The organism is Plantactinospora sp. CNZ321, from assembly GCF_004217235.1.
On sequence record NZ_SHKQ01000001.1, the window covers coordinates 5,981,418 to 6,007,736 of the forward strand.

The 26,319-nt window shown below is 72.7% G+C and carries 23 protein-coding genes; 6 read left to right on the forward strand and 17 right to left on the reverse strand.

What is annotated here, in order from left to right:
• Nucleotides 1–89: 89 nt before the first annotated feature.
• The 11 genes from EV371_RS25785 to ftsY form a co-directional block, all read right to left on the reverse strand.
• A complete protein-coding gene (locus tag EV371_RS25785; RefSeq protein ID WP_130464337.1) occupies nucleotides 90–668 on the reverse strand; it encodes a Uma2 family endonuclease in 579 nt (192 codons plus the stop codon).
• A gap of 89 nt (nucleotides 669–757) precedes the next feature.
• Complete coding sequence (ffh, locus tag EV371_RS25790; protein ID WP_130464338.1) at nucleotides 758–2,299, reverse strand: signal recognition particle protein; 1,542 nt, start codon at nucleotides 2,297–2,299, stop codon at nucleotides 758–760.
• A gap of 197 nt (nucleotides 2,300–2,496) precedes the next feature.
• Nucleotides 2,497–3,192 (reverse strand): response regulator transcription factor, encoded by a 696-nt coding sequence (locus tag EV371_RS25795; protein WP_349338717.1) that lies wholly within the window; start codon nucleotides 3,190–3,192, stop codon nucleotides 2,497–2,499.
• A 30-nt stretch (nucleotides 3,193–3,222) separates the two neighbouring features.
• On the reverse strand, nucleotides 3,223–4,386 hold the full coding sequence (locus EV371_RS25800; protein ID WP_486484789.1) for a sensor histidine kinase: 1,164 nt from the start codon (nucleotides 4,384–4,386) through the stop codon (nucleotides 3,223–3,225).
• Nucleotides 4,387–4,408: 22 nt separating this feature from the next.
• Entirely contained in the window at nucleotides 4,409–5,230 is an 822-nt protein-coding gene (locus tag EV371_RS25805; RefSeq protein ID WP_130464339.1) for an ABC transporter permease, read from the reverse strand.
• Nucleotides 5,220–6,170, reverse strand: a complete 951-nt coding sequence (locus EV371_RS25810) for an ABC transporter ATP-binding protein (protein WP_130464340.1) — start codon at nucleotides 6,168–6,170, stop codon at nucleotides 5,220–5,222. Before EV371_RS25810 ends, EV371_RS25805 begins: the two co-directional genes overlap by 11 nt.
• A gap of 179 nt (nucleotides 6,171–6,349) precedes the next feature.
• Nucleotides 6,350–8,836, reverse strand: coding sequence for a [protein-PII] uridylyltransferase (locus EV371_RS25815; RefSeq protein WP_349338720.1), 2,487 nt, complete (start codon nucleotides 8,834–8,836; stop codon nucleotides 6,350–6,352).
• Between the two features lie 14 nt (nucleotides 8,837–8,850).
• Nucleotides 8,851–9,189 (reverse strand): P-II family nitrogen regulator, encoded by a 339-nt coding sequence (locus EV371_RS25820; protein WP_196205300.1) that lies wholly within the window; start codon nucleotides 9,187–9,189, stop codon nucleotides 8,851–8,853.
• Nucleotides 9,190–9,214: 25 nt separating this feature from the next.
• Nucleotides 9,215–10,612 carry an ammonium transporter gene (locus EV371_RS25825; RefSeq protein WP_130464341.1) on the reverse strand — a complete coding sequence of 466 codons (1,398 nt, stop codon included), beginning with the start codon at nucleotides 10,610–10,612 and terminating at the stop codon, nucleotides 9,215–9,217.
• 169 nt (nucleotides 10,613–10,781) lie between these two features.
• Complete coding sequence (locus tag EV371_RS25830) at nucleotides 10,782–11,570, reverse strand: aminoglycoside phosphotransferase family protein (RefSeq protein ID WP_101370291.1); 789 nt, start codon at nucleotides 11,568–11,570, stop codon at nucleotides 10,782–10,784.
• Between the two features lie 89 nt (nucleotides 11,571–11,659).
• The gene (gene ftsY / locus EV371_RS25835; protein WP_130464342.1) at nucleotides 11,660–12,886 is read right to left on the reverse strand and encodes a signal recognition particle-docking protein FtsY; all 1,227 of its coding nucleotides are present in this window, start codon (nucleotides 12,884–12,886) and stop codon (nucleotides 11,660–11,662) included.
• A gap of 163 nt (nucleotides 12,887–13,049) precedes the next feature.
• On the opposite strand from ftsY, the gene EV371_RS25840 reads away from it, so the two are divergent.
• Nucleotides 13,050–14,813, forward strand: coding sequence for a DUF7800 domain-containing protein (locus EV371_RS25840; RefSeq protein WP_130464343.1), 1,764 nt, complete (start codon nucleotides 13,050–13,052; stop codon nucleotides 14,811–14,813).
• A gap of 35 nt (nucleotides 14,814–14,848) precedes the next feature.
• On the opposite strand, the gene EV371_RS25845 is transcribed toward EV371_RS25840, so the two are convergent.
• Nucleotides 14,849–15,058 carry a DUF397 domain-containing protein gene (locus EV371_RS25845; protein ID WP_130464344.1) on the reverse strand — a complete coding sequence of 70 codons (210 nt, stop codon included), beginning with the start codon at nucleotides 15,056–15,058 and terminating at the stop codon, nucleotides 14,849–14,851.
• Complete coding sequence (locus EV371_RS25850) at nucleotides 15,058–15,927, reverse strand: Scr1 family TA system antitoxin-like transcriptional regulator (RefSeq protein ID WP_130464345.1); 870 nt, start codon at nucleotides 15,925–15,927, stop codon at nucleotides 15,058–15,060. The genes EV371_RS25845 and EV371_RS25850 overlap by 1 nt, the downstream gene beginning before the upstream one ends.
• Before the next feature lie 395 nt (nucleotides 15,928–16,322).
• Here EV371_RS25850 and EV371_RS25855 point away from each other — a divergent pair, with 395 nt between their 5' ends.
• From EV371_RS25855 to EV371_RS25870, 4 genes are all read left to right on the forward strand, one after another.
• Nucleotides 16,323–16,841: a DinB family protein gene (locus tag EV371_RS25855; protein ID WP_130464346.1), complete on the forward strand. Its 519-nt coding sequence runs from the start codon at nucleotides 16,323–16,325 to the stop codon at nucleotides 16,839–16,841.
• Between the two features lie 98 nt (nucleotides 16,842–16,939).
• Nucleotides 16,940–17,242: a type VII secretion target gene (locus tag EV371_RS25860; protein ID WP_130464347.1), complete on the forward strand. Its 303-nt coding sequence runs from the start codon at nucleotides 16,940–16,942 to the stop codon at nucleotides 17,240–17,242.
• Complete coding sequence (locus EV371_RS25865) at nucleotides 17,242–18,795, forward strand: hypothetical protein (RefSeq protein WP_130464348.1); 1,554 nt, start codon at nucleotides 17,242–17,244, stop codon at nucleotides 18,793–18,795. The genes EV371_RS25860 and EV371_RS25865 overlap by 1 nt, the downstream gene beginning before the upstream one ends.
• A gap of 11 nt (nucleotides 18,796–18,806) precedes the next feature.
• Nucleotides 18,807–19,184, forward strand: a complete 378-nt coding sequence (locus tag EV371_RS25870) for a hypothetical protein (RefSeq protein WP_130464349.1) — start codon at nucleotides 18,807–18,809, stop codon at nucleotides 19,182–19,184.
• A gap of 3 nt (nucleotides 19,185–19,187) precedes the next feature.
• Here the strand turns inward: EV371_RS25870 and EV371_RS25875 are convergent, their stop codons facing one another.
• From EV371_RS25875 to EV371_RS25890, 4 genes are all read right to left on the reverse strand, one after another.
• Nucleotides 19,188–19,619, reverse strand: a complete 432-nt coding sequence (locus EV371_RS25875; protein ID WP_165436835.1) for a protease inhibitor I42 family protein — start codon at nucleotides 19,617–19,619, stop codon at nucleotides 19,188–19,190.
• An 84-nt stretch (nucleotides 19,620–19,703) separates the two neighbouring features.
• The gene (locus EV371_RS25880; protein WP_130464351.1) at nucleotides 19,704–20,327 is read right to left on the reverse strand and encodes an HAD-IA family hydrolase; all 624 of its coding nucleotides are present in this window, start codon (nucleotides 20,325–20,327) and stop codon (nucleotides 19,704–19,706) included.
• On the reverse strand, nucleotides 20,328–23,906 hold the full coding sequence (gene smc / locus EV371_RS25885) for a chromosome segregation protein SMC (protein ID WP_130464352.1): 3,579 nt from the start codon (nucleotides 23,904–23,906) through the stop codon (nucleotides 20,328–20,330).
• A gap of 393 nt (nucleotides 23,907–24,299) precedes the next feature.
• Nucleotides 24,300–24,494, reverse strand: a complete 195-nt coding sequence (locus tag EV371_RS25890; protein WP_101370286.1) for a hypothetical protein — start codon at nucleotides 24,492–24,494, stop codon at nucleotides 24,300–24,302.
• Between the two features lie 416 nt (nucleotides 24,495–24,910).
• Here EV371_RS25890 and EV371_RS25895 point away from each other — a divergent pair, with 416 nt between their 5' ends.
• Complete coding sequence (locus tag EV371_RS25895; RefSeq protein WP_130464353.1) at nucleotides 24,911–26,242, forward strand: CAP domain-containing protein; 1,332 nt, start codon at nucleotides 24,911–24,913, stop codon at nucleotides 26,240–26,242.
• Nucleotides 26,243–26,319 lie beyond the last annotated feature (77 nt).

The following is a 26,319-nucleotide window of genomic DNA, read 5'->3' on the forward strand; positions in this document are numbered from 1 at the left end:
CTACCCGATCGGGGTCGACCCACCCGCCGCACCCCCGGCCCGGCCCGGTGCGGATCACGTCCCGGCGACCGGCCCCACCCGGCCGAGCCCTACGACTCGGCGCGGCCGCGCAGCCCGGCCCAGCGGGTGGTCAGGGCCGGCAGGTCGACGGTCACCTTCCAGGGGCGCTCGGTGGTGAAGACGTCGTCGGTGTGCACCGCCGGCTCGTATTCACCGGTCGGGCCGAGCACGAACTCGGTGAGCGTCATCCGCTCGTGCAGCGGGTCGACCACCCAGTAGGTCGGCACCCCGGCATGGCCGTAGACCCGCGCCTTGTCGTACATGTCCCGGAAGGTGGAGTCGGGGGAGATCACCTCGACCGCGAGGATGGCGTCCCGCACCGGGACCGGGCTGCGGGTGACGTGTTCGGGGCGCAGCGCCACCACGTCGGGTCGGGGTTCGTTGCGCCGGTCGACCCGCATCGACAGGTCGATGCTGACCACGTACTCCGGCGGGCAGTTCGCCTCGAGTGCGAGCAGGATACGAACACAGAGGTCCTGGTGCAGATGGGTGGGGGACGGCACGATCAACCTTCCGTTGATCAGTTCGTACGGAAGGTCCTTCGGCAGCTCGCCGAGGTCGTCAACCGTCCACTCCTGCCGCTCCGGCAGCATCGGCGCCGCGGTCATGACCACTCCTTCCCGGTGACGCCGTCACCTTATGCGATTAGGCTATCGCCCGCCGTCCCCGACGACGGACATACTGTCCGTCCCCGCGGTCACTTCTCCTTCGGACGCTTGCCGAGCTTGTTGAAGTCGATCTTCGGCGGCTTGAAGCCGGGCGGCAGGCCCTGGCCGCCCTGGAGCGCGGTCGGGTCCAGCCCCGGCGGCAACTGTGGCATGCCGCCCGGGAAGCCGCCGACCGGACCGCCGGCCCGGGGCCGGCCGCCGCCCTTGGTGCCCTTGCGCTTGTTCTTCGGCGACTTGGTCGCCTTGCGCCGGCCGCCGGGCAGCCCCATCATGCCGCCCATCTGCTTCATCATCTTCTGCGCCTCGGAGAAGCGGTTGAGCAGCTGGTTGACGTCCATCACGGTGACGCCGGAGCCGTTCGCGATCCGGGCCCGACGCGAGCCGTTGATGATCTTCGGGTTGGTCCGCTCGCCGGGCGTCATCGATCGGATGATCGCGGTGACCTTGTCGAAATGCCTGTCGTCGACCTCGGCCAACTGGTCCTTCATCTGCCCCATCCCGGGCATCATGGCCAGGACGTTGGCGATCGGGCCCATCCGGCGTACCGCGATGAGCTGGTCGAGGAAGTCCTCCAGGGTGAACTGCTCGCCGCCCATCAGCTTGGCGGTCATCTTCTCTTTCTGATCGGCATCGAAGGCCTGCTCGGCCTGCTCGATCAGCGTGAGCACGTCTCCCATGCCGAGGATCCGGCTGGCCATCCGGTCCGGGTGGAAGACGTCGAAGTCGGTGAGCTTCTCGCCGGTGGAGGCGAAGAGGATCGGCTGGCCGGTGACCTGCCGTACGGAGAGCGCGGCACCACCGCGTGCGTCACCGTCGAGCTTGGAGAGGACCACGCCGGTGATCCCGACGCCGTCCCGGAACGCCTCGGCGGTGCGTACCGCGTCCTGACCGACCATCGCATCGATCACGAAGACGATCTCGTCCGGGTCGACCGCGTCCCGGATCGCGGCGGCCTGCGCCATCATCTCGGCGTCGATACCGAGCCGGCCGGCGGTGTCGACGATGACGATGTCCCGGGCGGCCCGCCGGGCGTGCTCGATCGACGCCTTGGCGACCTGGACCGGGTCGCCGACCCCGTTGCCGGGCTCCGGCGCGAAGACCTCGACCCCGGCCCTGCCGCCGAGCACCTGCAACTGGTTGACCGCGTTCGGCCGCTGGAGGTCGGCGGCGACCAGCAGCGGCTGGTGCCCCTGCCCCTTCAGCCAGCCGGCCAGCTTGCCGGCCAGGGTGGTCTTACCCGAACCCTGCAGGCCGGCGAGCATGATCACGGTCGGCGGCTGTTTGGCGAACTGCAACCGGCGGTTCTCGCCGCCGAGCACGGCGACGAGTTCCTCGTGCACGATCTTGATTACCTGCTGGGCCGGGTTGAGCGCCTGGGACACCTCGGCGCCCCGGGCCCGCTCCTTCACGCTGCCGATGAAGGACTTGACCACCGGCAGGGCAACGTCGGCCTCCAGCAGCGCCAGTCGGATCTCCCGGGCGGTGGCGTCGATGTCGGCGTCGGTGAGGCGACCCTTGCCACGCAGCTTGGTGAAGATCCCGGACAGGCGGTCACTCAAAGTGTCAAACACGGCGCAGCATCCCGTTTGTCGTATTTACCCGAGCATGGCGTGACCGCGACACGGGTGCCCGGCCACCGCAAGGGTAGCGGCCCACGTCCCCCGCCGCCTCCGCCCCGCCCCAGCCGGGGCCGGCCCGCCCCGGCCTCGGCGAGCCCGAAGCGCCGCCGCCCCTCGCCCGCCCCGGTCATTCTTCCGGCACCGCCCGGTCAGGGCTGGACCAGGCCGGACTGGTAGGCGTACACCACCAGCTGGGCCCGGTCCCGGGCGCCCAACTTGACCATCGCCCGGCTGACGTGGGTACGTGCCGTCGCCGGGCTGACCAGCAACCGGCTGCCGATCTCGTCGTTGCTCAGCCCCTCGCCGACCAGCCCTACGACCTGCCGTTCCCGCTCGGTCAGGGTGTCCAGCCGGGGGTGCGGCCGGAGCACCCGGGACGGCCGGGTGGCGAACTCCCGGACCACCCGCCGGGTCACCGACGGGGAGAGCAGCGCCTCGCCGCCGGCCACCAGCCGGATCGCCCGGAGCAGCTCGGCCGGCCTGGTGTCCTTGGTGAGGAAGCCGCTGGCGCCGTGCCGGAGCGCCTCGAAGACGTACGAGTCGAGTTCGAAGGTGGTCAGCACCACCACCCGGGTACCGGCCAGCTCCGGGTCGGCGACGATTCGCCGGGTCGCCTCGATGCCGTCGATCCCCGGCATCCGGACGTCCATCAGCACCACGTCCGGGCGCTCCCGCCGGGCCACCGCCAGCGCGTCCAGCCCGTCGGCCGCCTCACCGACCAGCCGCAGGTCGGCCTCGCTCTCCACCAGGGCGCGCAACCCCAGCCGCACCAGGTCCTGGTCGTCCGCGATCAGCACCCCGATCGGTTCGCTGCGCCCGGCCATCCCGCTCTGCTCATCGGTCATCGCCGCTCCCCCTCATCCGGCCCGCCGCCCTCATCCGGCCTGCCCGGACGGGAGCCAGGCGAAGACCCGGAACCCGCCGCCGGGACGCGGCCCGACCTCCAGGACACCGCCGAGCGCGTCGACCCGCTCGCGCATCCCGGTCAACCCGTGGCCGTCCCCCGGCGCGGCCGCCCCCGCCCCGCCGTGCCCGGTGTCGAGCACCTCGACCGTCACCCCGTCCGGCAGGTAGCCGATCCGGACCGTCGCCGTGGCGGCGCCAGCGTGCCGCAACACGTTGGTCAACGACTCCTGCACCACCCGGTACGCGGCCAGGTCGACCACCACCGGCAGCGCCCGGCGCTCCCCGGTCACCTCCAGGGTGACCGCCAGCCCGGTCTGGCGCAGCCGGGCGGCCAGCGCCGCCACCTGGTCCAGCCCGGGCACCGGGGCGCGCTCGACGGCGGCGTCCCGGCGGACGATCGAGAGGGTGACCCGCAGCTCGTCCAGCGCCTGCCGGCTGGTCCGGCTGATCGCGGTCAGCGCCGTCTCGGCCTGCTCCGGACGCTTCGCCAGCAGGTGCAGGGCGATCTCGGCCTGCATGTTGATCGCCGCGAGTCCGTGCCCGACCACGTCGTGTACCTCCTGGGCGATCCGCAGCCGCTCGTCGTCGGCCAGCCTGCGGGCCTGGGCGATCCGGTCCCGGGCAGCGGCCTCCCGGTTGTTGCGCACTGTGACCCCGACCGCGAACGGCACGACGACCCACGCCGACCCGGGCAGCAGGCCGGGCAGCCCCACCGGCTCGTGCAGGGACACGAAGACGTGCACCAGCAGCGCCGCCAGGGCCGCGGCGCAGCCGAGCACCGCCCGACGGATCGGCAGGTGACGGGCGACCGTGTACACCGCGACGAAGAACGAGATCAGGATCGGCCCGTACGGGTAGTTGGCCACCAGGTACGCCGAGGTCGCCACGGTGGACAGCGCGAGCGTGACCAGCGGCCACCGCCGCCGTACGGACAGCGCCAGCGCCGCCACCGCGATCAGGATGAACGCCGGAGCGTCCGGCCAGGTGGCACCCGGGTAGTTGTCCGCCGCTGCGATCGTCCCGAAATAGCCGAAGACCAGCAGACCCAGCGCGAGTGCGACGTCGGCGGAGAGGCTGCGCGGCCCGTCCACCGGTCGCGGCCCGCCGTCCGTGTCCCGACCCCGGATCATCATCTTCCCAGAGGGTCCCACATGCTCAGAGGATGTCGCGGCGGCCCAGCAGGACGCCGGCCAGCAGGATGAACCCGAGCAGGTATCCGGCGAGCGTGACTGATGCCTGGCCAGCGCCGACGACCGCGCCGATCCCGGGCGTGTCGGCGGTGGCGCCCAACGCCGCCGCCAACGATCCCGCGTTCGGGCCGGGCAGTCCCTTCTGCATCTCCGCCACCCAGTCCAGGATCGGCGCGGCGACGGCGGCCAGCAGGTTCTGCACGGCGAGCAGCCAGACCAGGCCGAGACCGATCGGCAGGGCCACCCCGCGCAGCAGCACCGCCAGCAGCACACCGAACCCGGCCCAGACCATGCCGATCAGCCAGCCAGCGCCGATCCCCACACCGAGGTCACCGAGGGTGGGCCAGTGCAGCGGCTGCGACTCGGTGACCGCGATCAGCGCACTGGACACCGCGCCGACCGCGAAGAGCACCAGCACAAGCACCAGCGTGGCAGCGGCCAGCACGAGCAGTTTGCCCAGGTACACCGCCAGCCGCGACGGTCCGGAGGTGAGCAGGGTCTTCCAGGTGCCCCAGGCGTACTCGCCGCCGACGGTCAACACCGCCAGAATCAGGCAGATCGCGCCGAGAAAGACCGGCAGGCCGCTGATCGAGTTGCCGACCAGCCGCTCCGGCAGCATCTGGTCGAGCGTCCGGTCGCTGAGCACACCACCGGAGCCGTCGAGGTAGGCGGCGTACGGCGCCAGGTAGGTGAAGACGACGCTGAGCACCACCGCGACGGCGAGCAGCAGCCAGGTCCCCGGTCGACGGACCATCTTGACCGATTCCGCCGCAAAGCTAGGCCACATGCGTCATCCCCGCCTCGGTGAGTTCGAAGAACACCTGCTCCAGGTCCCGCTCCAGCGGGCGCAGTTCGCGTACCGCGACTCCGGCGCCGACCAGCTCGGCGTTGAGCCACGCCGCCCGGTCCGGCTCGACCGCGAGGTCCAGCCCACCGTCGACCTCCCGGACCCGCTCCGGCCCGAGCAGCGCCCGGCTCCGCTCGGCGGCGGCGGCGAGCGGATCCGCGACGATCCGCAGACCGGTCGCGCCGCGCAACTCGGCGACGCCGCTCTCGGCGACCAGCCGGCCGCCGGAGATCACCCCGACCCGATCGCAGATCTGCTGCACCTCGCCGAGCAGATGACTGGAGAGCAGTACGGTGCAGCCTCCGGCCGCCAGGCGACGGATCAGCGCCCGCATGTCGACCATCCCGGCCGGGTCGAGCCCGTTGGTCGGCTCGTCCAGGATCAGCAGCCGGGGATCTTTCAACAGGGCGGCGGCCACACCGAGCCGCTGCTTCATCCCGAGCGAGTAGCCGACGTACCGGTCACCGGCCCGGTCGGCCAGGCCGACCATCTCCAGTACGGTACGAATCCGCCAGGGTGGGTTGCCGGCGTACCGGGCCAGCACCCGGAGGTTCTCCCTACCCGACAGGTACGGATAGAACGTCGGTCCCTCGATCAGCGCCCCGACCCGGGCCAGTTGGCCGGGTGCGCTGGGTGGGCGGCCGAACAGCCGGACGGTGCCGGCGGTGGGCCGGACGAGGCCGAGCAGCATCCGCAGCGTACTGGTCTTGCCGGCACCGTTCGGGCCGAGGAACCCGTACACCTCACCACTGCGTACGGTGAGGTCGAGTGCGTCGACGGCGGTGAGCCGGCCGTACCGCTTGGTGAGGCCGCGGGCCTCGACCGGGTGCGGCTGCCCGGCACCCGGTCCGCCGGCCGGGCTGGATGGATGTTCCGTCATACCCCTGACGATCCCGCGTCGAGCCCTCGCCGCCATCCGCCCGCGAGCGGCGCCCCGACTACGTCCGCTGACGTAGTCGCATCGGCCGGCACCGCACGTGCTGAGCACGCTCGGGCTGCCAGCCAGGGCCGTTCCTCGACGGCTACCGGAGCGACCTCGACGCCGCCACCGGTAGGCAGCTACCCGGCGGCGGCCAGCACGGCGGCCTCGACCCGTTTCCGCTCGGCCTCGTCCGGCCAGCTTCCGACCAGGTAGAAGGCGTCGACGACGTCACCGCCGAGGGTGGAGATCCGGGCCGCCCGCACCTGGGCGCCGGCCTCGTCCAGGGCGCTGGTGACCCGGTAGAGCAGCCCGCCCGCGTCGGCGGCCCGCAGCTCCAGCACCACCGCGTCGGTGGCGGCGGCCCGATGCCAGACCACCCGGGGTGGCGAGCCGCCGCCCCGGGCAGCCAGCGCGCGTCCGCGCAGCCGCTGGGTCACCGAGACGTCGCCGGCAACCGCCCGGCGCAGGTCCGCGGCGAGCGCCACCGGGTCCGCCGGAGTGCCGTAGCGGGGCTGGACCAGGAACTCGACCAGGGCGGTCTCCTCGACCATGCTGGCGTCGGCGGCGAGCACCTCCAGCCGGTGCAGCGCAAGACAGCCGGCCACCGCGGCGAGCAGTCCCCGCCGGTCCGCCGCGGCCACCGCCACCCGGTCCCCCTCCAGGTGTACGGCCGGCAGCGGCCCCGCCACCAACGCCGGGTCCGGGGTCGGCGGCTCGGGAAGCCGGCCGCTGTCGAGCCGGGTGTGCACCCGGCGGACCAGTTCGCCGACCAGCCGGGCCTTCCAGTCCGACCAGGCGGCCGGCCCCGTCGCCACCGCGTCGGCCCGGGCCAGCGCGTGCAGCAGGCTCAGTGTGCCGGTGTCCCGCACCGCCTCGGCCACCCCCGCGATGGTGACCGGGTCGGCAAGGTCCCGTCGGGTCGCCACCTCGGGCAGCAGCAGGTGCAGCCGGACCAGCTTCTCGATCAGGGCGACCTCGGCCGGTGGCAGTCCGACCCGGGCCGCGATCCGGGCCGCGATCGGCGCCCCGACGACACTGTGGTCACCTCCGAGACCCTTCCCGACGTCGTGCAGGAGGGCGGCGAGCAGCAGCAGGTCGGGCCGGTCGACCTCGCGGGCGTACCCGGTCGCCTCGGCGGCGGCCTGCACCAGGTGCCGGTCGAGCGTGTAGCGGTGCACCGGGTTGTGCTGCGGCAGGCTGCGCATCCGGGGCCACTCCGGCAGCCAGCCGTCGACCAGCCCGTACCGGTCACAGGTCTCCCACGTCCCGACCAGCCCGGGACCGGCACCGAGCAGGGTGATCAGTGCGGTCCGGGCCGCCGGTGGCCAGGGTGTCGGCAGCGGCGGGCAGTACGCGGCGAGCCACTCGCAGGTGGCCCGGGCGATCGGCAGCCCGGCGCTGGCCGCGGCGGCGGCGACCCGCAGCGACAGGCTCGGGTCGGGGCGGGCCCCGATGGCGGTCCGGGCGAGTACCAGTTCGCCGTCCTGCTCGACCACGTCCCGGGCGACCGGGCGGCGCCGCGGCCGGCCGTCGGCGCCCCGGCGTCGCCCCGAGCGGAGCCGGTCGGCGGCCCGCCAGGCGTCGTCCAGGGCGTGGCTGATGGTCCGGGCGTCCCCGGCGACCTGGCGCAGCAGTGCGTCGCCCAGCTCGGCGACGCCGTCGGCGGGCCCGGGGGTGCCGCCGGCGGACCCGGCGATGCCGTCGGCCGGCTCGACACCGTCCGGGGGAAGCTGTCGGGGGGCGGGGGCGAGGGTGCCGCGGCGGGGCGGGCGCAGCCCGAGCAGGCCGGCCACGGCGGCCCGCTCCTGGGCGAGCAACCGGTCGACGCGGCGGCCGACCGAGGTGTGCAGGGCGTCCCGGGTGTCCAGCATCCGCAGGTGCGCGGCCCGGACCGCCGGGCGGAGCGTGTCGCTGATCCCGGCGAAGGCGATGGCCCGGAGCAGCGCCACGTCCCGCAGGCCGCCGGCCGCCTCCTTCAGGTCGCCCTCCAGCAGGAAGGCCAGCTCGCCGTGGGCCTGCCAGCGGGCCGCGGTGACCTCGCGCAGCGCCGGCAGCACGCGTACGGCGGTCCGCCGCCACTGGTCGGCGGCGGCGCCGATCAGCCGGGCGGAGAGGTCCCGGTCTCCGGCGACGTGCCGGGCGTCCAGCAGGCCGAGCGCGACCTTGACGTCGTCGCGTGCGACGGAGAGCGCCTCGGTGACCGTCCGCACCGAGTGGTCCAGGCCGAGCCGGGCGTCCCAGACCGGGTACCAGATCGCGGCGGCCAGCTCGTCCACGCCGGGCGTCCCGGAGTGCAGCAGGACCAGGTCCAGGTCGCCGTGCGGCGCGCACTGCCGCCGGCCGAGCCCACCGACGGCGACCAGGGAGATCCCCTCGGCCGAGGTCGGGCCGGCGCCGCCCCGCCGTCCGGCGGTCGCCCCCTGCGGGTGCTCGCTCGTCGGGTCCGCACCGGTGCGTTCGGGCCGCGCCCGTCCGGCGCGGCGCAGCCCGGCCGCGAGCAGTCCGGTGAGCCACCCGTCCAGCGCCGCCGCCCGCCGGTCGCGGGCGGCGGCGCCGATGCCGGGGACGACCAGGGGTCCCGGCGCGACCCGACCGGCGGTCGGCGGCGCGGATCCCCCGGTCATCGTCGGCGATCTCCCTAGAGCGCGTCGAGGCCGCGCTCACCGGTACGGACCCGGATGACGTCCTCGACCCCGGTCACCCAGACCTTCCCGTCACCGATCTTGCCGGTACGGGCGGCGGTGACCACCGCGTCGACCACCTTGTCGACGTCGATCTCGTCGGTCAGCACCTCGACCCTGATCTTCGGCAGGAACTCGACCGTGTACTCGGCACCCCGGTACACCTCGGTGTGACCCTTCTGCCGTCCGTACCCCTGGACCTCGCTGACGGTCAGGCCGGCCACGCCCAGGGCGTGCAGCGCCTCCTTGACCGCGTCCAGCTGGTACGGCTTGATGACCGCAGTCACCAGCTTCATGTCCAACCCCTCCATCGCAGAAACGTTAGCCGGCGACCTTCTCGCTGACCGGGGCGGCGGGCTCGGCCGCCGGGGTGCTGCTGTTCGGCGTGCCGATTCCGGCCATGGCGAACGCACCGCCGCCGCTGCCGGAGGCCGTGGAGAGGTCGTACCCGCTCTCCGCGTGCTCCGCGAGGTCGATGCTGTCGATCTCGGCCTCCTCGGAGACCCGGAAGCCGATGGTCTTCTGGATCACGAAGGCCAGCAGCCAGGCGATGCCGAAGGACCAGACGGTGACGATCAGGCCGGCCAGGGCCTGCCGGCCGAGCTGCGTCGCCCCGCCGCCGTAGAAGAGGCCGTCGGAGGCGCCCACCGCGTCGGTGATCGCGCTGTTGACGCCGTTGGTGGCGAAGAGGCCGAGCCAGAGCGAGCCGATCCAGCCGCCGACGAAGTGCACGCCGACCACGTCGAGGGAGTCGTCGTAGCCGAGCCGGTACTTCAGGGCGACCGCGAGCGCGCAGACCGCACCGGCGACCAGGCCGAGGAGCACCGCCGCCCAGGGGGCGATGAACCCGCAGGCCGGGGTGATCGCGACCAGGCCGGCGATCGCGCCGGAGGAGGCGCCGACCAGGGTCGGCCTGCCACCCTTGATCCACTCGACGACGATCCAGCCGAGTACGGCGGCGGCGGTGGCGAGCTGGGTGTTGATGAAGGCCAGGCCGGCGACGGAGTCGACGGTCAGCTCCGAACCGGCGTTGAAGCCGAACCAACCGAACCAGAGCAGCCCGGCGCCGAGGGCCACCAGCGGGATGTTGTGCGGCTTCATGACCTCCCGGGGCCAGCCGAGCCGCCTGCCGAGTACCAGCGCCACGCCGAGCGCGGCGGCGCCGGCGTTGATGTGCACCGCGGTGCCACCGGCGAAGTCGAGGGCGTGGATGTCACCGCCGATGATGCCGCCGCCCCACACCCAGTGCGCCACCGGGAAGTAGACCAGGGTCGCCCAGCCGAAGGCGAAGAGCAGCCAGCCGGCGAACCTGGCCCGGTCGGAGATGGCGCCGCTGATCAGCGCGACGGTGATCACCGCGAAGACCATCTGGAACGCCATGAAGACGTAGAGCGGGACGCCGATGCCGCTGGGGTTCTCGGCGGTCGCGCCCCACAGGTCCGTCTCGGCCAGGAACGTCCTGGTGCCGAGGTACTGCGCCGGGTCGCCCCAGAACCCGTTCACGTCCGTGCCGAACGCCACGCTGAAACCGTAGAACCACCACAGAACAGAGATGAGCCCGATCGCGGAGAAGCTCATCATCATCATGTTGAGCACGCCCTTGGACCGGTTCAGGCCGCCGTAGAACAGCGCCAGACCGGGCGTCATGAGCAGCACGAGCGCAGTCGACACCAGCAGCCACACGGTGTTGCCGGTGTCGATCGTCGGTGCTTCAGGCACGCTGGCCTCCTAAAGTTTGGTTACCCTCCCTCCCGGCCCACGAAAGGCGGCATCGCCCGTACGCCGGTTGCGCGGAAGCTTCCTGGCCGGAGGTTTCACGCGTGGTGCCCGCCCGGTTTCCGAGCCGTCACGGGTTGTTTCCAACGTGTGAAGAAGTTCTCACCACGGGCTACCGGAGCGCGTACTCCAGGGTGTGCCGTTCGTAGTCGAGCAGCCGCAGGTCACGCATCGGGCGGCGAAGGTGGCCCTTGTGCACGATTCGGACGAACGCCGGATCGCCGGCCGCGGCCATCCGGCGGATCCCCTCGACGTGGTCCACGATGCGCTTCCGGATGGTGCGCACCAGCCGGTGCCGGTCCCGGGGAATCAGCCCGTACGCGTCGGCGAAGAGCCGCAGCCGGCGCGGGCGGTTGGGCCGCTGCCAGCCGAGGGTGTAGGAGTCCCGGTCGGAGAAGAGCGGCACCCAGGTCCAGGCGGCGTACGCCACGTCGTAGATCCGGGCGCCGGGTGAGGCGAGGTCGAAGTCGATCAGCGCCAGGGTGCCGTCCGGCCGCCAGATCACGTTGTGCGGGGCGGCGTCGTGGTGGCAGATCACCTCGGTGTCCGGCGGCGGTGGCCCGAACGACCGCCAGACCGCGTTCGGCGGCGGCTGGAAACCATATTGCGCGTCGTGGAACATCCGCAGCATGGTGGCGACGGTGACCAGCGCCTCGTCGGTGACCCAGTGCGGGGCGAGCGGATACTCCCCGCACTCCCCCTCCAGATACGACAGCACCTCGCGGTTGCGCGAGTCCATCCCGAGCGCCCGGGGCGAACCGGTGAATCCGACGTATTCCAGGTGCCGGAGCAGGGCGTGCACCGAAGGGGTCCACGGGCCGGCGTTGCGCCGGACCGTGTCGCCCACCCGCACGACGGTGCTGACGTTCCCGCCATGCAGCGGGATCTCCTGCGAAGTCACGTACGTCTCTCCTGAAGGAGCGGCGCTGGAACAGCGTCACCAGGCCCGCGCCCGGGAACGGGGCGGGGTTTGCGATCAGTCCCCCGAGATTACGCGTCCACGCCAAGCGGCTCGGTGCCGAGGAGCGCGTCGACGAACTGCGCCGGATCGAAGGGCGCCAGGTCGTCCGGCCCCTCTCCCAGCCCCACCAGCTTCACCGGAATGCCGAGTTTGCGCTGTACGGCGATCACGATGCCGCCCTTGGCGGTGCCGTCGAGCTTGGTCAACACCACCCCGGTGACGTCCACCACCTCGGTGAAGACCCGGGCCTGCTCCAGGCCGTTCTGTCCGGTGGTGGCGTCCAGCACCAGCAGCGTCTCGTCCACCGGGCCGTGCCGGGAGACCACCCGCTTGATCTTGCCCAGCTCGTCCATCAGGCCGACCTTGTTCTGCAGCCGGCCGGCGGTGTCGATCAGCACGGTGTCGACGGAGACCTCGATGCCCCGCTGCACCGCGTCGAAGGCGACGCTGGCCGGGTCCGCCCCCTCCGGACCCCGGACCACCTCGGCGCCGACCCGGCCGGCCCAGGTGGTGAGCTGCTCGGCGGCGGCGGCCCGGAACGTGTCGGCCGCACCGAGCAGCACCGTACGGCCGTCGGCGATCAGCACCCGGGCCACCTTGCCGCAGGTGGTGGTCTTGCCGGCGCCGTTCACCCCGACCACCAGCAGCACCGCCGGGGTGTCGCCGTCCCGGGTCGCCCGCAGCGACCGGTCCAGCGTCGGGTCCAGTACCCCCACCAGCTCGTCGGCGAGCAGCGCCCGCAGCTCGGTCGCGGTACGGGTGCCGAGCACCGCCGTCCGCTCCCGCAGCCGGTCGACGATCTCCCGGGTCGCCTCGACCCCGACGTCCGCGCCGATCAGGCTGTCCTCGATCTCCTCCCAGACCTCCTCGTCGAGGTGGTCCCGGGCGAGCAGGCTGAGCAGGCCCTTGCCGAAGACGTTCTGCGACCGGGAGAGCCGGGCCCGTAACCGGACCAGCCGCCCGGCGGTCGGCTCCGGCCGCTCCACCACCACCGGCGCCTCGACCTCGGTGGGCGCCGGTGGCACCTCGACCTCGGTCGGGGCCGGTGGCGCCTCGGCGGGCGGGGTCAGCACGTCCGTCGGCGGTGCCGCCGTGGGGGTGGGTGGCACCGGTGGTACCGGCGGCGCGGGCGGGATCGGCGGCAGCGGCGGGGCGGCCCGACCACCCCTGCGGGTCACCACCAGACCGATCGCCAGGCCCACCAGGAGGAGCACCAGCACGCCGGCCACGACCAGCATGACGACGAGGTTGTCCATATGGGCGATCCTGTCAGACGTCGGGCGGCTTGGCGCGGCCGCCGCACCTGTGCCGGGGTGTTACAGCCGAGTAGGCTCGCCGCGAAAACCCCGGTACGCACCGCAGGCACCCGGGTAGGAGGATTCCGTCCGCCATCCCCTCACCTCGCTCGGAGGTCGTCGCATGCCCACCGCCCGGCTCCTGATCGGCCCGGTCCTGCGCCGGGTGGTCGGCACCTCCGCCACCGTCTGGGTGGAGACCAGCGGCCCGGCCCTGGTCCGGGTCGAGACCCCGGACGGCGCGGCCGGCGAGGCGGCCACCTTCACCGCCTTCGACCACCACTACGCGCTGGTCGTGGTGACCGGGCTTGCCGCGGGCACCGCCGCGCCCTACCGGGTCTTCCTGGACGGCGAGCAGGTCTGGCCGGAGCCCGGGACCAGGTTCCCGCCGAGCGTGATCCGGACCCGTCCGGCCGGCGACCTCGGGGCCCGGCTGGTCTTCGGCTCCTGCCGGGAGACCACCCAGCACGCCACCGCGCGGAGGCTGCCGCCGGACGCGCTCGACGCGTACTCCCGGCGGTTGTTGGCGTCGGTCGGCGGCGGTGGGGCGGGCGGGCCCGGCGGGGCCGCGGACGCCGCCGACGGCTGGCCGGACCTGCTCGTGCTCCTCGGGGACCAGGTCTACGCCGACGAGACCTCTCCGACGGTACGCAAGCTGCTGCGCCGCCGCCGCGGCCGGAGTGCCGACGCCCCGGTCGACCAGGTGGTCAGCTTCGACGAGTACACCAAGCTGTACCTGGAGTCGTGGCGGGATCCGGAGATCCGCTGGCTCCTCTCCACCGTGCCGAGCGTGATGATCTTCGACGACCACGAGATCATCGACGACTGGAACACCTCGACCCCGTGGCGCACCGAGACGCACCGCCAGCCCTGGTGGTCGGAGCGGATCTCCAGCGGGCTCGCGTCGTACTGGGTCTACCAGCACCTGGGCAACCTCGAACCGGACGAGATCGCCACCGACCCGGTCTACGCCAAGGTCGTCGCCGCCGAGGACGCCACGTCGGTACTGCGCGAGTTCGGCGCGCGGGTCGACGCCGAGGCGACCGGCTTCGACGCCGCGCTGGGCCGGGGCGAGTCACCGGCCCAGGCCGCCGTCCCCGGCCGCTACCAGTGGAGCTACTCGCTCGACATCGGCCGTACCCGCCTGGTGGTGCTGGACAACCGGTGCAGCCGGGTGCTCGACCCGACACACCGGGCGATGCTGCCGCCGACCGAGTGGGCCTGGTTCACCGACCAGGTGCACGGCGAGTACGACCACCTGGTGGTCGGTTCGTCACTGCCCTGGCTGCTGCCGCCCGGCATCCACCACCTGGAGTCCTGGAACGAGCGGCTGGCCGACTCCGGACGGCCCCGGGTGGCGGCGTTCGCCGAACGGCTGCGCCGGGCGTTCGACCTGGAACACTGGGCGGCGTTCCGTCGGTCGTTCGACGCGCTCGCCCAGGTCTTCGTCCGGCTCGGCAGCGGATCGACCGGGCAGCCGGGCGACCGGGTGGGTACCGGACCGGCGTACCCGCCACCGGCGTCGATCAGCGTGCTCTCCGGCGACGTGCACCACTCGTACGTGGCCCGGGCCCGGTTCCCTGGCGAGGCGGTCACCACCCCGGTGCACCAGTTGACCTGCTCGCCGATCCACAACCAGATCCCCGGGCCGATGCGACCGCTGCTCCGGCTCGGCTGGTGGCGCGGCCCGTCGGTGGCGGCCCGGGCGCTGGCCCGGACGGCAGGGGTCAAGCGGCCGCCGGTGCGCTGGCGCAAGCTGGACGGCCCGTACTTCGGCAACGCCGTCAGCACGCTCCGGCACGAGGGCCGCACCGCCGAGGTGACCATCGAGGGCACCGTGCGGGACGGGACTTTGCACACGATCGCCCGGCGTACCCTCACCGACTGACAGACGTAGCCGCCAGTCGACGAGGGCTGGGCGCATCAGAAGTCGAACTCGCCGTCCTTCGCACCCGCCAGGAAGGCGTCCCACTCCGCCCGGGTGTAGACGATCACCGCACCATCCGGCGTCTTACTGTGCCGCACCGCCACCCGACCGCTCCCGTCGGCCAACGGCCCGGCCTCGACACAGTTTCCGCCGGCACCGCTGCTGCGGCTGCTGATGTGCCACTTCACGCCGGTCAGGTCGTCCATCAGATCTCCTCCGCGATCGCCGTCATCAGCTCTGTCGACTCACTCGGTGTGAGTGCGGTCTCTCGTAGCCGATCGTACGCTTGGACGAAGCGGGTTGATCTGGGCCATTCCAGGAAGAGCCGGCCGCCGAGGTGTTCTACATAGGCCACTGGTGGGAACGGCTTGACCAGCTCGAAAAGCTGGAACGGGCCATACGCTCCCGCCCCACCGCCAAGAGCGAGCGGCAGCACTCGCAACTCGATGTGCCGCTGTCGGCCCAACTGGACCAGATGGTCGAGTTGCCCCCGCATCACCTGGTCGCCGCCGATCCGGGCCCTGAGCACCGCCTCGGTGAGAATGCACGTCAACCGGGTCGGCTTGACGCCGGTCAACACACCCTGCCGAGCCAGTCGCATCGCGACCCACCGATCAATCCGCTCGGCGCTCGGCTGGTCACGCTCCACCTCACGGAGAATCGCACCAGCGTAGCCCGGGGTCTGGAGCAGGCCAGGCACGTAGGTTGCGTCAAACGTCCGGATGGCCTCGGCGTGCTCCTCAAGCCAGGGGAGGTCGACGAAGGACTTGTCGTAGATCGCGTCCTCGAACTCGGTCTCCCACTCGTGGCGGCGGCCGACCTCCTCGCTGAGCCGGATGAAGTGATCCCGGACCTCCTTGTCGACCACGCCGTAGAAGTCGAGCAGCAGCCGCACGTCGGGGCGCGGGAACGGCCACTCGGCCCGTTCGAACCGGCCGAGCGCCGACCGGTCCCGGTTGAGATAGCTGGCCGCCTCCTCCAGGGACAGTCCGATCTCCTCGCGCAATGCGCGTAACTGCTGGCCGAGGAGCTGGCCGCGCAGTGTCGAGACCTTGCTCGGATGCGATGAGTGCATTGGTCGTCTCCTGTCGACGGGCGCCCGGGAACCGTTGCTCCCACGTCTGGGCGCAGGGAAGCGTGGTGACGTGCGCGACGGACGTCACCGAGCGACTAACAACGGCTTGGCTGTGAAGCCGACAGGTAAAGGTTTCCGGGCGCTGTCCCGGCCACCGGGCCTCATCTGCGGGTCGGACCGGACCCGCCTTACCAGCCCGCAAAAAGAAATACCACAAACCGCCCAACGCCGGCTACCCGCAACCCGCAAGAGAATGCCGCCCATGATTCTTGGAGAACTGTGGCGCCGTGCGAAGCACAGTTCTCCAAGAATCTTGGCGCCGGGCCACGGATGTCGGGCCACGGGCGCTGCTGGTGGCGGCGGCGTGGGGTGGGCGGGCATGCGATCATTTTCCGATGACCTGGACCGCCCCCGACGTCGACCGGCAGCGCGCACCCCTCGTCGCCGACGAGCGCACCATGCTGGAAGGCTGGCTCGACTTCCACCGCCAGACGCTATTGACCAAGTGCGCCGGGCTGACCGCCGAACAGCTCCGTACCGCCAGCGTCGAACCCTCTGGGCTGACCCTGCTCGGCCTGGTACGGCACTGCGCCGACGTCGAGCGGTACTGGTTCCGCCAGCAGTTCGCCCGGCTGGACATACCACTTCTATACAGCACCCCGGAGCAGCCGGACCGCGACCTGGAGGCCGTCGCCGACGCGGACCCGCAGGCCGAGTTCGCCGTCTTCCGCGAGGAGGTCGAACTCGGCCGGCAGGCCGTCGCCGGCCGCGACCTGAATGACACCTTCGTCAGCTCGCGCGGCAACGACATCAGCCTGCGCTGGGTCTACCTTCACATGATCGAGGAGTACGCCCGGCACAACGGCCACGCCGACCTGATCCGGGAACGGATCGACGGTACGACCGGCGAATAGGTCGACCAACCGGAGTTATCCACAGCCACGGCTCACCGGGCTTCGGAGTCCACCCTGAACCAATAGGGTGCCGGACAGAGGCGAGGGAAGGCTGGCAGATGGTTCGGGTGGACACCGCCGCGTTGCGGACGGCGGCGAAACAACTCCGTGACGATGCGGCGGAAGTGGTCGGCGAGGCGGTCCAGGCCACCGGAAACACCGAGGGCCGCACAGCGCTGGGCTTCGTCTTCGACCAGTACGGCAGTTGCGACGGCTACCAGAGCGTCGCCAAGGCGTGGCGTAATGAGCTGGGCTGTCTCGCCGAGGCGCTGCGCCAGCTCGCCGAGGCGATGGAGCAGGCGGCCGACAACTACGACCGGTCCGATGAGAAGGCCCGAACCCGGCTGGGCGGGGCACGTTGATGGCTGACGGCAACACCCCACTGCCCAGACTGAAGGACCTTCAGCACGACATCGAGGGGCAGGACGGCATCTGGAGCTCCGGCGCCCTGCACTACTCCCTCCGGGACGCCCTGCAGGTGGCCGGACCGGGCGGCACGCCGTCCACCCTGGACGAACTCGCCACCGACTACGCCAGGGCGGAGCAACGCCTCGACGCCGCGCTGCTGGCGGTCGGCCGACTGCGGCGGCAGAAGCTGCCCGCGATCTGGGCCGGCGACACCCATGTCGCGGCCGGGCAGGCGCTCGCCGCCGCCGAACGCGGACTCGAGCGCGGCGTCGAGGTGCTGGGCAAGGTCGCGCAGGGCCTGCGCGGACTGGCCGCCGCCGTCGAGGGCGGGAAGTCGCGGGACAGCGCCGCCCTGGCTCCGCTGCGCGAGGCGTACGAGCTGACCGAGGAGATCACAGCCGGCCCCTTCATCGACCCGCTCAACTACGACGGTGACACGATGCACCGGGCGCACCAGTTGGCCAAGGGCGGGATGGCGGAGCGGGTCGGGGCGCACACCGGTGTCGCGGAGGCATCCCGCGAGGCGAGCAGTGCCTTCCACGACCTCGCGTCACAGGCCCGGTTGCGGCGGTTGGCCGACTCGCCACTGTCCGCCCTGGACGAACTGCTCCTGGTCGACGCCGGCAGCACCGGCGAGGGCGTCGATTCGGCCATCCTCTCCGCCGCGATGGCCGACCGGTCGGCCGACCGCCTCGCCGCGATGAGCCAGCCGGACCGGGTCCGGATGGCGCAACTGCTCGCCTCGGCGGGCAGCCCGGAGCACCGGGCCTACCTGATGCGCGCCCTGGCCGCCGGCTACGACATCAGCAGGATCACCGACTTCAACCGGCTGATCAGCCCGTACGGCGCCGACCCGGCCTGGCTGCGAGAACATCTCAACCCGCTGGGCGCGGGCAGCCTGACCGCTGGACACCAGCCCACGACGTTCGACGGCGCGGAGTGGACCCAGGGGCAGTACCCGACCTGTGTCGCCTCCTCCACTGTCACCGCCCGGGCCGCCGTGGACCCGCTCTACGCCCTGCAGCTCACCACCGGCGGCCACCCGGGCGACCCGGCGTACGACAACGGTGCCGCGTTCGCCGAGCGGCTCCGGGACGAGCAGGTCCGGATATATGACGGCGAGCGCTCCTGGCTCCAGGACCTGCCGCTGCTGGGCAGCGACGGGATGACCAACGACCAGTCGGCGACCATCGCCGACCAGGAAATCGGCGCGCGCACCGGCGCGGACTACGAGAACCGGGACGTGGACAACAGCGACGAGCGCCGCGCGGTGCTGCCGGAGATCGAGCGGGCGGTGGACGAGGGTCACGCTGTGCCCTTCTCCAGCCACGACGACAGTGGCGGGCATCAGATGCTGGTCATCGGCCACGAGGGCGACAAGCTCCAGGTCTACAACCCGTGGGGCTACACCGTCTGGGTCGATGAGGACGACTTTGTCGACGGTCGGCTCGGCTCCATCGGCAAGGGAGTACCGATCGAGTTCACCAGCGTCCGGCTGCCCAGGTGAGGAGTGCTGCGTTGACCTACCCGAGGACTGACGAGGACGAACTGCGGCACATCGACGTACCTGCGGAGTTGGCGGCCCGGCTGCAGGTCGGCCGGGCGCCGGGCGGGGAGGTGACCGTAGCCGCCGGGCTGGCGGCGGACCGGCTCGGCACCCAGCCCCGGTCGCTGACCTTCCTGGCCGAGGTGGTCCGGCGGGGTGGCGCCGACTACGCCGGTACCCTGCCGGAGCCGCTGCCGAACCCGGAGCAGGCAGCGCTCGCCGCGACCTGGCTGACCGCCGCGAACAGCGTCGAGGTATCGGAGCGCGGGCCCGACCATGACGAGACGGTGGCCCGCTGGCTGGAGAACGTCGCCCTGGTGGTGGCGGCCCGCCGCCGGGAGGCCCGGTGAAACTCAGGAGACCGTCACTGTCCAGGTGACCGTCTCCGACGCCGCCCTGGTCCGCTCGGTCGCGCAGCCCTGGAAGCAGTTCGTGAGAGTGACGGTGACCTGTCCGAAGCGCCGGGCGTCGAAGAGGAAGTAGCGGTTCCCACCGCCGCCTCCGTCCGCCGGTCCGAAGATCCGGTCCGTCAAGCTGTCGAAGATCAGCTCGTCCTCGACCAGTGCCAACACGTCAGCCGGCTCGGCGGTGGCGCTCCAGTTGTCGCCGACCGAGGCGCCCCGGTCCGGGACCCGGATCGAGAGACGGTCCCCAGGCTCCACTGTGGCGGATGTCGCCTGCTGGTCCAGGACGGTCCCGTACCGCGCATTGTGTCGGATCGTCAGCCCGACGATCGTGGCCAGGCCGACCACCAGGATCAGGGCGAGGGCGACACCGACGAGCACAAGCACAGGACGCTTAGGCGAGGCCACAGCGGACGACGATACCGGGCAGCCGCCACCGGGGGTGTGCCCGCCCGCCAGGGCCGCTCACCGAGCCAGCGCGGCGCGCAGGTAACGCAGGTCCGCCGGCCCGCTCCACCGGTACGCCGACAGCCCGGCCACCCGGGCACCCCGGACCGAACGGTCCGAGTCGTCGACGAAGAGCACCTGGGCCGGCGGGACACCGACGGCCAGGCAGGCCTGCTCGAAGTACTCCCTGGACGGCTTGGCCACGCCCAGCTTCGAGGAGTTGACCACCACGTCCACCTCGTCGGTCAGGTTGAGCAGCGCCAGGTCGGAATCGAGCAGGTCGGTGGCGTTGCTGGCCAGCCCGACCCGCATCCCGGCGGCCCGTACCTGGCGGACGAAGCCGAGTACGTCCGGGTCCACCGTCCCCCGGTCGGCCTGCCACTCCCGCACCGCCGCCCGCGCCCGGTCCGGCCCGCCGGCCGGCTCGGCGAGCGCCTCGGCGATCCCGGCCAGCCAGTCGGCGTGGCTGAGCTGCCCGGTCACCGCCGGTTGCAGCAGTGACCAGCGCATCGCGGTGTCGTAGAGCGCACCGGCCGGCAGCCCGTACCGGCGCTCGACCGCGGCGCTGGCGGCCGGATCCCACCGTCGCAGCACCCCGTCGAGATCCACCAGCAGGGCGGTCGGGCGTTCCCGCCGGGCCATTCAGTCCTCCTCGTCGCCGAGCCGCTGGCTGATCACCTGGGTCACCCCGCTGCGCATCGTCACGCCGTACAGGGCGTCGGCGACCTCCATCGTCCGCTTCTGGTGGGTGACGACGATGAGCTGGCTCTTCTCCCGCAACTGGGCCATCAGGGTGATCAGCCGGCCCAGATTGACGTCGTCCAGCGCCGCCTCGACCTCGTCCATGATGTAGAACGGGCTGGGTCGGGCCCGGAAGATCGCCACCAGCATGGCGACGGCGGTCAGCGACCGCTCCCCGCCGGAGAGCAGCGACAGCCGCTTGATCTTCTTGCCCGGCGGGCGGGCTTCGACTTCGACGCCGGTGGTGAGCAGGTCCTCCGGGTCGGTGAGCACCAACCGCCCCTCGCCACCGGGGAAAAGCACGGTGAAGACCTGTTCGAACTCCCGGGCGGTGTCCTGGTACGCGCTGGCGAATACCTCCAGGATCCGGTCGTCGACGTCCTTGACCACGGTGAGCAGGTCCCGACGGGTCGCCTTGAGGTCCTCGAGCTGCTCGGAGAGGAACTTGTAGCGCTCCTCCAGGGCGGCGAACTCCTCCAGGGCGAGCGGGTTGACCTTGCCGAGCAGGGCCAGCTCGCGTTCCGCCTTGGCGGCCCGCTTCTCCTGCACCGGCCGCTCGAACGGCACCGGCTCCGGCGCCGGCCGGTCGTCCTTCTCGGCAGCCAGGATCTCGGCCTGGCTGGGCGGGACCGGCCGCTGCGGGCCGTACTCGGCGACCAGCGTCTCCACGTCCAGCCCGAAGTCCTCGGCCGCCTTCGCCTCCAGCTGCTCGATCCGCAGCCGCTGCTCGGCCCGGGCCACCTCGTCCCGGTGTACCGCGCTGGTCAGCCGCTCCAGGTCGGCACCGAGCCGCTTGGCCGCGCCGCGTACCTCCTGGAGTTCGGCCTCCCGGGCGGACCGGGCCGCCGCGACCTCGTCCCGGGTCCGCTCGGCCGCGGCCAGCGACACCGCGAGCCGGGTCAGCGCCCCCCGGGCGCCGAACTCGACGGCCCGGGCGATGCCGGCGCCCCGGGCCCGGGCGGCCCGCCGGGCGGCGGCCCGCTCCCGGGCGGCCCGCTCGGCGGCGGCCTGCCGGGCCAGCGAATCGGCCCGACCGGCGATCGAGGCGACCCGCTCCTCGGCGGTACGCACCGCGAGCCGGACCTCCATCTCGTTCTGCCGGGCCTGCGGCAGGTACGCCGCCAGTTCGTCCCGCTCCTCGGTGGACGGGTCGGCGTCGACCGGGGTGGCCTCGGCGAGCCGGAGCCGCTCCTCCAACTCGGCCAGGCCGGCGAGATCCCGCTCCCGGGCCTGCTCGGCGCGGTCCCGCGACTCGGCCAACCGCTCCATCTCGGCCCTGGCGGACCGGGCCGCCGCGCCCAGCTCGGCCAGTCGGCGGGCGGCGGCGTTGCGCTGCCCCTCCGCGTCCCGCTTCACCGCCGCGGCGGCGGCCACCTCCCGCTTGCGCTCCGCCACCTCGTCGCGGGCCTCGCCGAGCTGTTCCCGCAGTTCGGCTATGGTCTGCTCGGCGGTCACCCGGTTGGCCCGGGCCTCCTCGACCGCGGCCTGCACCTCCAGGAAGCTCGGCGCCTTGGCCGAGCCGCCGGCCGCCGCGTACCCGCCGACCACGTCACCGTCGGCGGTCACCGCGCGCAGTTCGGGGCTGCCGGCGACGAGCTTGGTCGCGTCCTGGAGGGTGTCGACGAGTACGACGTCGCGCAGCGCCCGGTGCACCGCCGGGCGTACCTCGTCGGGGCAGCCGACCAGGTCCGGCGCCCAGCGCGCACCGGTCGGCAGGGCGGGGCGGAGCGCCTCCGGCGAGCCGATCATGCCCGGCCCGGCCTGCCCGCCGACCAGCAGCTCGGCCCGACCGGCGTCCTGGATCTTGAGCCACCGCATCGCCTCGGCCGCCTCGTCCACCCCGGCGACCGCGACCGAGTCGGCCAGCGAGCCGAGCGCGGCGGCGAGCGCCGCCTCGTGCCCGGGCGCGACGGTCAGCATCCCGGCCAGGCTGCCCAGCAGCCCCGGCACCTGATCGGCGCGCCCCAGCAGCGCACCCGCGCCGTCCTTGCGACGCAGCCCCATCGCCAGCGCCTCTTCCCGGGCCTTCCAGGTCGCCGCGTCCTTCTCCGCGGCCCGTTCGGCGTCGGAGAGGGTACGCACCCGGGCCGCCGCCTCCTCCTGCGCGGCGACCGCCTCGGCGTGCCGGGCGTCCAGCTCGGCGTTGTCCCGATCCGCCTCCGAGGACTGCTCGGCGACGGCGTCCAGCTCGTTCTGGGTCTGCTCGGCCCGCAGTTGCGCGTCGGCGTGCGCGGCGGCGAGCCGTTCGATCTCCTCCGCCGCCGACCCGGTACGCGCCCGCGCCGAGTTGACCTGCCCGGTCAGCTTGGCCAGCCCCTCCCGCCGGTCGGCGATCGCCTTCGCGGCCGTCACCAGCGCGCGTTCGGCCTCGGCGAGCTGGCGTTCGAGCTGCTGGCGGCTCTCCACCGCCTCGGCAAGCCGGATCTGGTCCTCGGTGAGGGCGGCGCGCAGCTCCTCCTCCTGCGCCCGGACCTCCTCGGCCTCGGCCTCTAGCCGCTCGGGGTCCCGGCCGGGGCGCTCGTCGTCCGGGGTGGTGCTCAGGTGCCGCAGCCGCTCCCGGGCCAACTGCTCGGTGGAGCGGAACCGCTCGGTGAGCGCGGAGAGCTTGTACCAGGTGTCCTGGGCCCGGGCGAGCAGCGGGGCGTCGGAAGCGAGCGCCTCCTCCAGCTCGGCGAGCCGGGACTGCACCTCGGCGTGCTCCCGTTCCACCTGCTCGCGGCGCTGCCGCAGGGCCGCCTCGTCGGCGATCTCCTTGTCCAGGGTCGAGCGGAGCGTGGCCAGGTCGTCGGCGAGCAGCCGCAGCCGGGCGTCGCGCAGGTCGGCCTGGATCCCCTGGGCGCGGCGGGCCACCTCGGCCTGCCGGCCCAGCGGCTTGAGCTGGCGGCGCAGCTCGGCGGTGAGGTCGGTCAGCCGGTTCAGGTTGACCTGCATCGCGTCGAGCTTGCGCAGGGCCTTCTCCTTGCGCTTGCGATGCTTGAGTACGCCCGCCGCCTCCTCGATGAAGGCCCGCCGGTCCTCCGGCTTCGCGTGCAGTACGGCGTCGAGCTGGCCCTGCCCGACGATGACGTGCATCTCCCGGCCGATGCCGGAGTCGGAGAGGAGTTCCTGGATGTCGAGGAGCCGGCAGGAGTCGCCGTTGATCTCGTACTCGCTCTCGCCGGACCGGAACATCCGGCGGGTGATCGACACCTCGGTGTAGTCGATCGGCAGCGCACCGTCGGTGTTGTCGATCGTCAGGGTGACCTCGGCCCGGCCCAGCGGTGCCCGGCCGGCGGTGCCGGCGAAGATCACGTCCTCCATCTTGCCGCCGCGCAGCGCCTTCGCGCTGTGCTCGCCGAGCACCCAGGCGATCGCGTCGACGACGTTGGACTTGCCCGAGCCGTTCGGGCCCACCACGCAGGTGATCCCCGGCTCCAGCTTGAAGGTCGTGCTGGAGGCGAAGGACTTGAAGCCCTTCACCGTCAGGCTCTTGAGATACACGTTCCCGATCCTCGTCCGGCGCGACCGCCGGGCAGGCTCAGCGCTTCCCGGTCCGTCCCGCTCCCGGTCCGGCACCGCCGGCGACCTGGTCGTCAGCCGCGCGGCCGCACCCGGCTCGGCGGAGATTCTGCTCCCGGCCGTGGGAGCCTGGTCAACCCGCAGGGTAACCCGGAGCCGGTCGTCCCGCGCGACGCGGCACGCACCGAGCAGCGTATCGGGTCAGTGGAGACCATCTGAAAGTAGCCGAACCCCGGAACAGGCAGGCGTACCCCCGGAACAGAACTGTGCGCGTACCCCGGAACAGAACTGCGCGCCGCCACAGGTGTGTCGGCGCGCTTTTTCTGGGTGCGATTCAGTTGTCAGGCAGGGCGCCGGTTGCCCGACGCCCGGAGCTCAGGTCAGCGCGGGCTCGGCCAGCCGCAGCAGGTCGTCTGCCTCGGCGACCGCCGCCGCGAGCCGATCGTTCTCGGCACGCAACCGCGTCGTCTCGAACTCCAGTGCCTGAACCCTGGCACGCAGTCGGGTGACCTCGTCGAGAAGGCGCCGGTCGGGCGCCGCACCAACGTGGCCGTAGAGGGCCTTCGCCATATCGTCTCCTTGTAATGCGCTGCCGGAAAGGCCGGCCAACGCGCGCCCAACTCGTACGCGACTACCCGCCCGCAGGGCAAAACGCGGGCATGGTCGGGCGCGACTGGCGACACTTACATAGTGTGCCGATGTCCCGGCTGAGTCAAGTTCCACCGGGCACAGGCCACCTGTGCTGTCAACCACCCGCCGGGGCGAGGGCTTGCGCGCAGGCACGAACCAGGTCGCGGTCCGGACCACAGGAGTCTATCCAGCGTCGATGTCCGCATCCGCATCGCCCCTGGCCAGCCACGATCCCGCCGGCGGGTCCCCCCTTATATCTTCCTTAGCCGCGTTGCCCCAGCCGGTGGCCCCGCGTAGCGTCCGCACGGTCGGCGAGCAGGCGATAACCGAGATCCGACAGCAAACGGAGGCGCAGCGTGCAGGGGTGGACCGAGCAGCCCGGCTGGGGGGACGGCGACGACTGGCCCGACCGGGCCGACAACGGTGCCGCCCACCCGGCCGCCCGCGCCGCCGATCGGGATGATCCGTCCCGTTCGTCCCAGCCCTCAGGCCCGGCGGACCCGCGCCTCCACCCCGACCCGGACTGGTCGGATCAGCATTCCGAGCCGGACTGGCCGGATCAGCGCCCCGACCTTGACTGGTCGGACCAACGTCCCGACCTTGACTGGTCGGACCAGCGCCCTGACCTTGACTGGTCGGACCAACGTCCCGAACCCGGCTGGCCGGACCAGCATCCGGAGCCGGGCTGGGTGGACGAGGTCGCCGAACGCTGGCGCCGGGCCGGCCTCGGCCCGGTCGACGAGCCGATTGGGCGGCGGCAGCAGGCCGCCGCCCGGTGGGCGGACGAGCCGGCGGACCTCGGCGCGTTCGACCTCGGTCGGGATGCCGACGGCGGCCGGGGGCGCCGGATACGTTCCGACGACCACGGACTGGGCGGCAGGGCGGGCGGCGGGGCCTCGGGCCGGGCGGGCTCGGACAGGGGCGGCTCCGGCCGGGGCAGCTCCGGCCGGCACCGTCGGCCGACCCCGCTGCGCGGCCCGGTCGGCCTGGGCCTCGCGGTGACCGCGCTGCTCGGCGCCTTCGGCGTCGGTGCCGCCCTGCTGCCACCGAGCCTCGCCGACGCACCGGCCGGTGACCGGGGCGGCCGGCCGGCGGTCGAGGCGGCCGGTCCCGAGGAGGCCACGGAACCGGCGACGCCGGAGCCGACCGCGACCCCCGAGCGGGCCAGCACCCCGACGCCGAGCGCCACCCCGCCGCCCCGGAGGCCCAGGGCCACCACCACCGCACCGAAGCCACCCCGGACGACCAGCCCGGCCGCGCGGCGTACGCGGGCGGGATCGGGATCCGCCGCTGGCACGGCGGGAAGCAGTCAGCAGACGCAGGTGCTCGCGATCGTCAACCGGGAACGCGCCGCCAACGGCTGCGCCGCGGTGGTGGTGAACAGCGACCTGGCCGAGGCGGCCCAGCTGCACAGCCAGGACCAGGGTGAGCACACCAACATGTCGCACACCGGCAGCGACGGCAGCGACTTCGTGGAACGTGCCCGCCGGGCCGGCTACGACCGGCCGATCGGGGAGAACGTCGCCATGGGCTACGAGAACGCTGCCGCCGTGATGGACGGCTGGATGAACAGCTCGGGGCACCGGGCCAACATCCTCAACTGCGACGCCAGGGCGATGGGGGTGGGGGTGGCCACCGGGTCTGACGGCCGGCTCTACTGGACCCAGATGTTCGGCGCGGTCGCCTGACCGACCGTGCCCGCCACGCGAACTGGCTCGTTGGCCAGTTCGAAGGGGGTGCGCGGCTGGTGACCACCGCAGCTCGT

Excerpts from the sequence above, each read along its gene's own strand:
- EV371_RS25785 (WP_130464337.1), bottom strand. The coding sequence starts at position 668 with ATGACCGCGGCGCCGATGCTGCCGGAGCGGCAGGAGTGGACGGTTGAC.
- EV371_RS25795 (WP_349338717.1), bottom strand. The coding sequence starts at position 3,192 with ATGACCGATGAGCAGAGCGGGATGGCCGGGCGCAGCGAACCGATCGGG.
- EV371_RS25800 (WP_486484789.1), bottom strand. The coding sequence starts at position 4,386 with ATGATGATCCGGGGTCGGGACACGGACGGCGGGCCGCGACCGGTGGAC.
- EV371_RS25805 (WP_130464339.1), bottom strand. The coding sequence starts at position 5,230 with ATGTGGCCTAGCTTTGCGGCGGAATCGGTCAAGATGGTCCGTCGACCG.
- EV371_RS25810 (WP_130464340.1), bottom strand. The coding sequence starts at position 6,170 with ATGACGGAACATCCATCCAGCCCGGCCGGCGGACCGGGTGCCGGGCAG.
- EV371_RS25815 (WP_349338720.1), bottom strand. The coding sequence starts at position 8,836 with ATGACCGGGGGATCCGCGCCGCCGACCGCCGGTCGGGTCGCGCCGGGA.
- EV371_RS25820 (WP_196205300.1), bottom strand. The coding sequence starts at position 9,189 with ATGAAGCTGGTGACTGCGGTCATCAAGCCGTACCAGCTGGACGCGGTC.
- ftsY (WP_130464342.1), bottom strand. The coding sequence starts at position 12,886 with ATGGACAACCTCGTCGTCATGCTGGTCGTGGCCGGCGTGCTGGTGCTC.
- EV371_RS25840 (WP_130464343.1), top strand. The coding sequence starts at position 13,050 with ATGCCCACCGCCCGGCTCCTGATCGGCCCGGTCCTGCGCCGGGTGGTC.
- EV371_RS25845 (WP_130464344.1), bottom strand. The coding sequence starts at position 15,058 with ATGGACGACCTGACCGGCGTGAAGTGGCACATCAGCAGCCGCAGCAGC.
- EV371_RS25850 (WP_130464345.1), bottom strand. The coding sequence starts at position 15,927 with ATGCACTCATCGCATCCGAGCAAGGTCTCGACACTGCGCGGCCAGCTC.
- EV371_RS25855 (WP_130464346.1), top strand. The coding sequence starts at position 16,323 with ATGACCTGGACCGCCCCCGACGTCGACCGGCAGCGCGCACCCCTCGTC.
- EV371_RS25860 (WP_130464347.1), top strand. The coding sequence starts at position 16,940 with ATGGTTCGGGTGGACACCGCCGCGTTGCGGACGGCGGCGAAACAACTC.
- EV371_RS25865 (WP_130464348.1), top strand. The coding sequence starts at position 17,242 with ATGGCTGACGGCAACACCCCACTGCCCAGACTGAAGGACCTTCAGCAC.
- EV371_RS25880 (WP_130464351.1), bottom strand. The coding sequence starts at position 20,327 with ATGGCCCGGCGGGAACGCCCGACCGCCCTGCTGGTGGATCTCGACGGG.
- EV371_RS25890 (WP_101370286.1), bottom strand. The coding sequence starts at position 24,494 with ATGGCGAAGGCCCTCTACGGCCACGTTGGTGCGGCGCCCGACCGGCGC.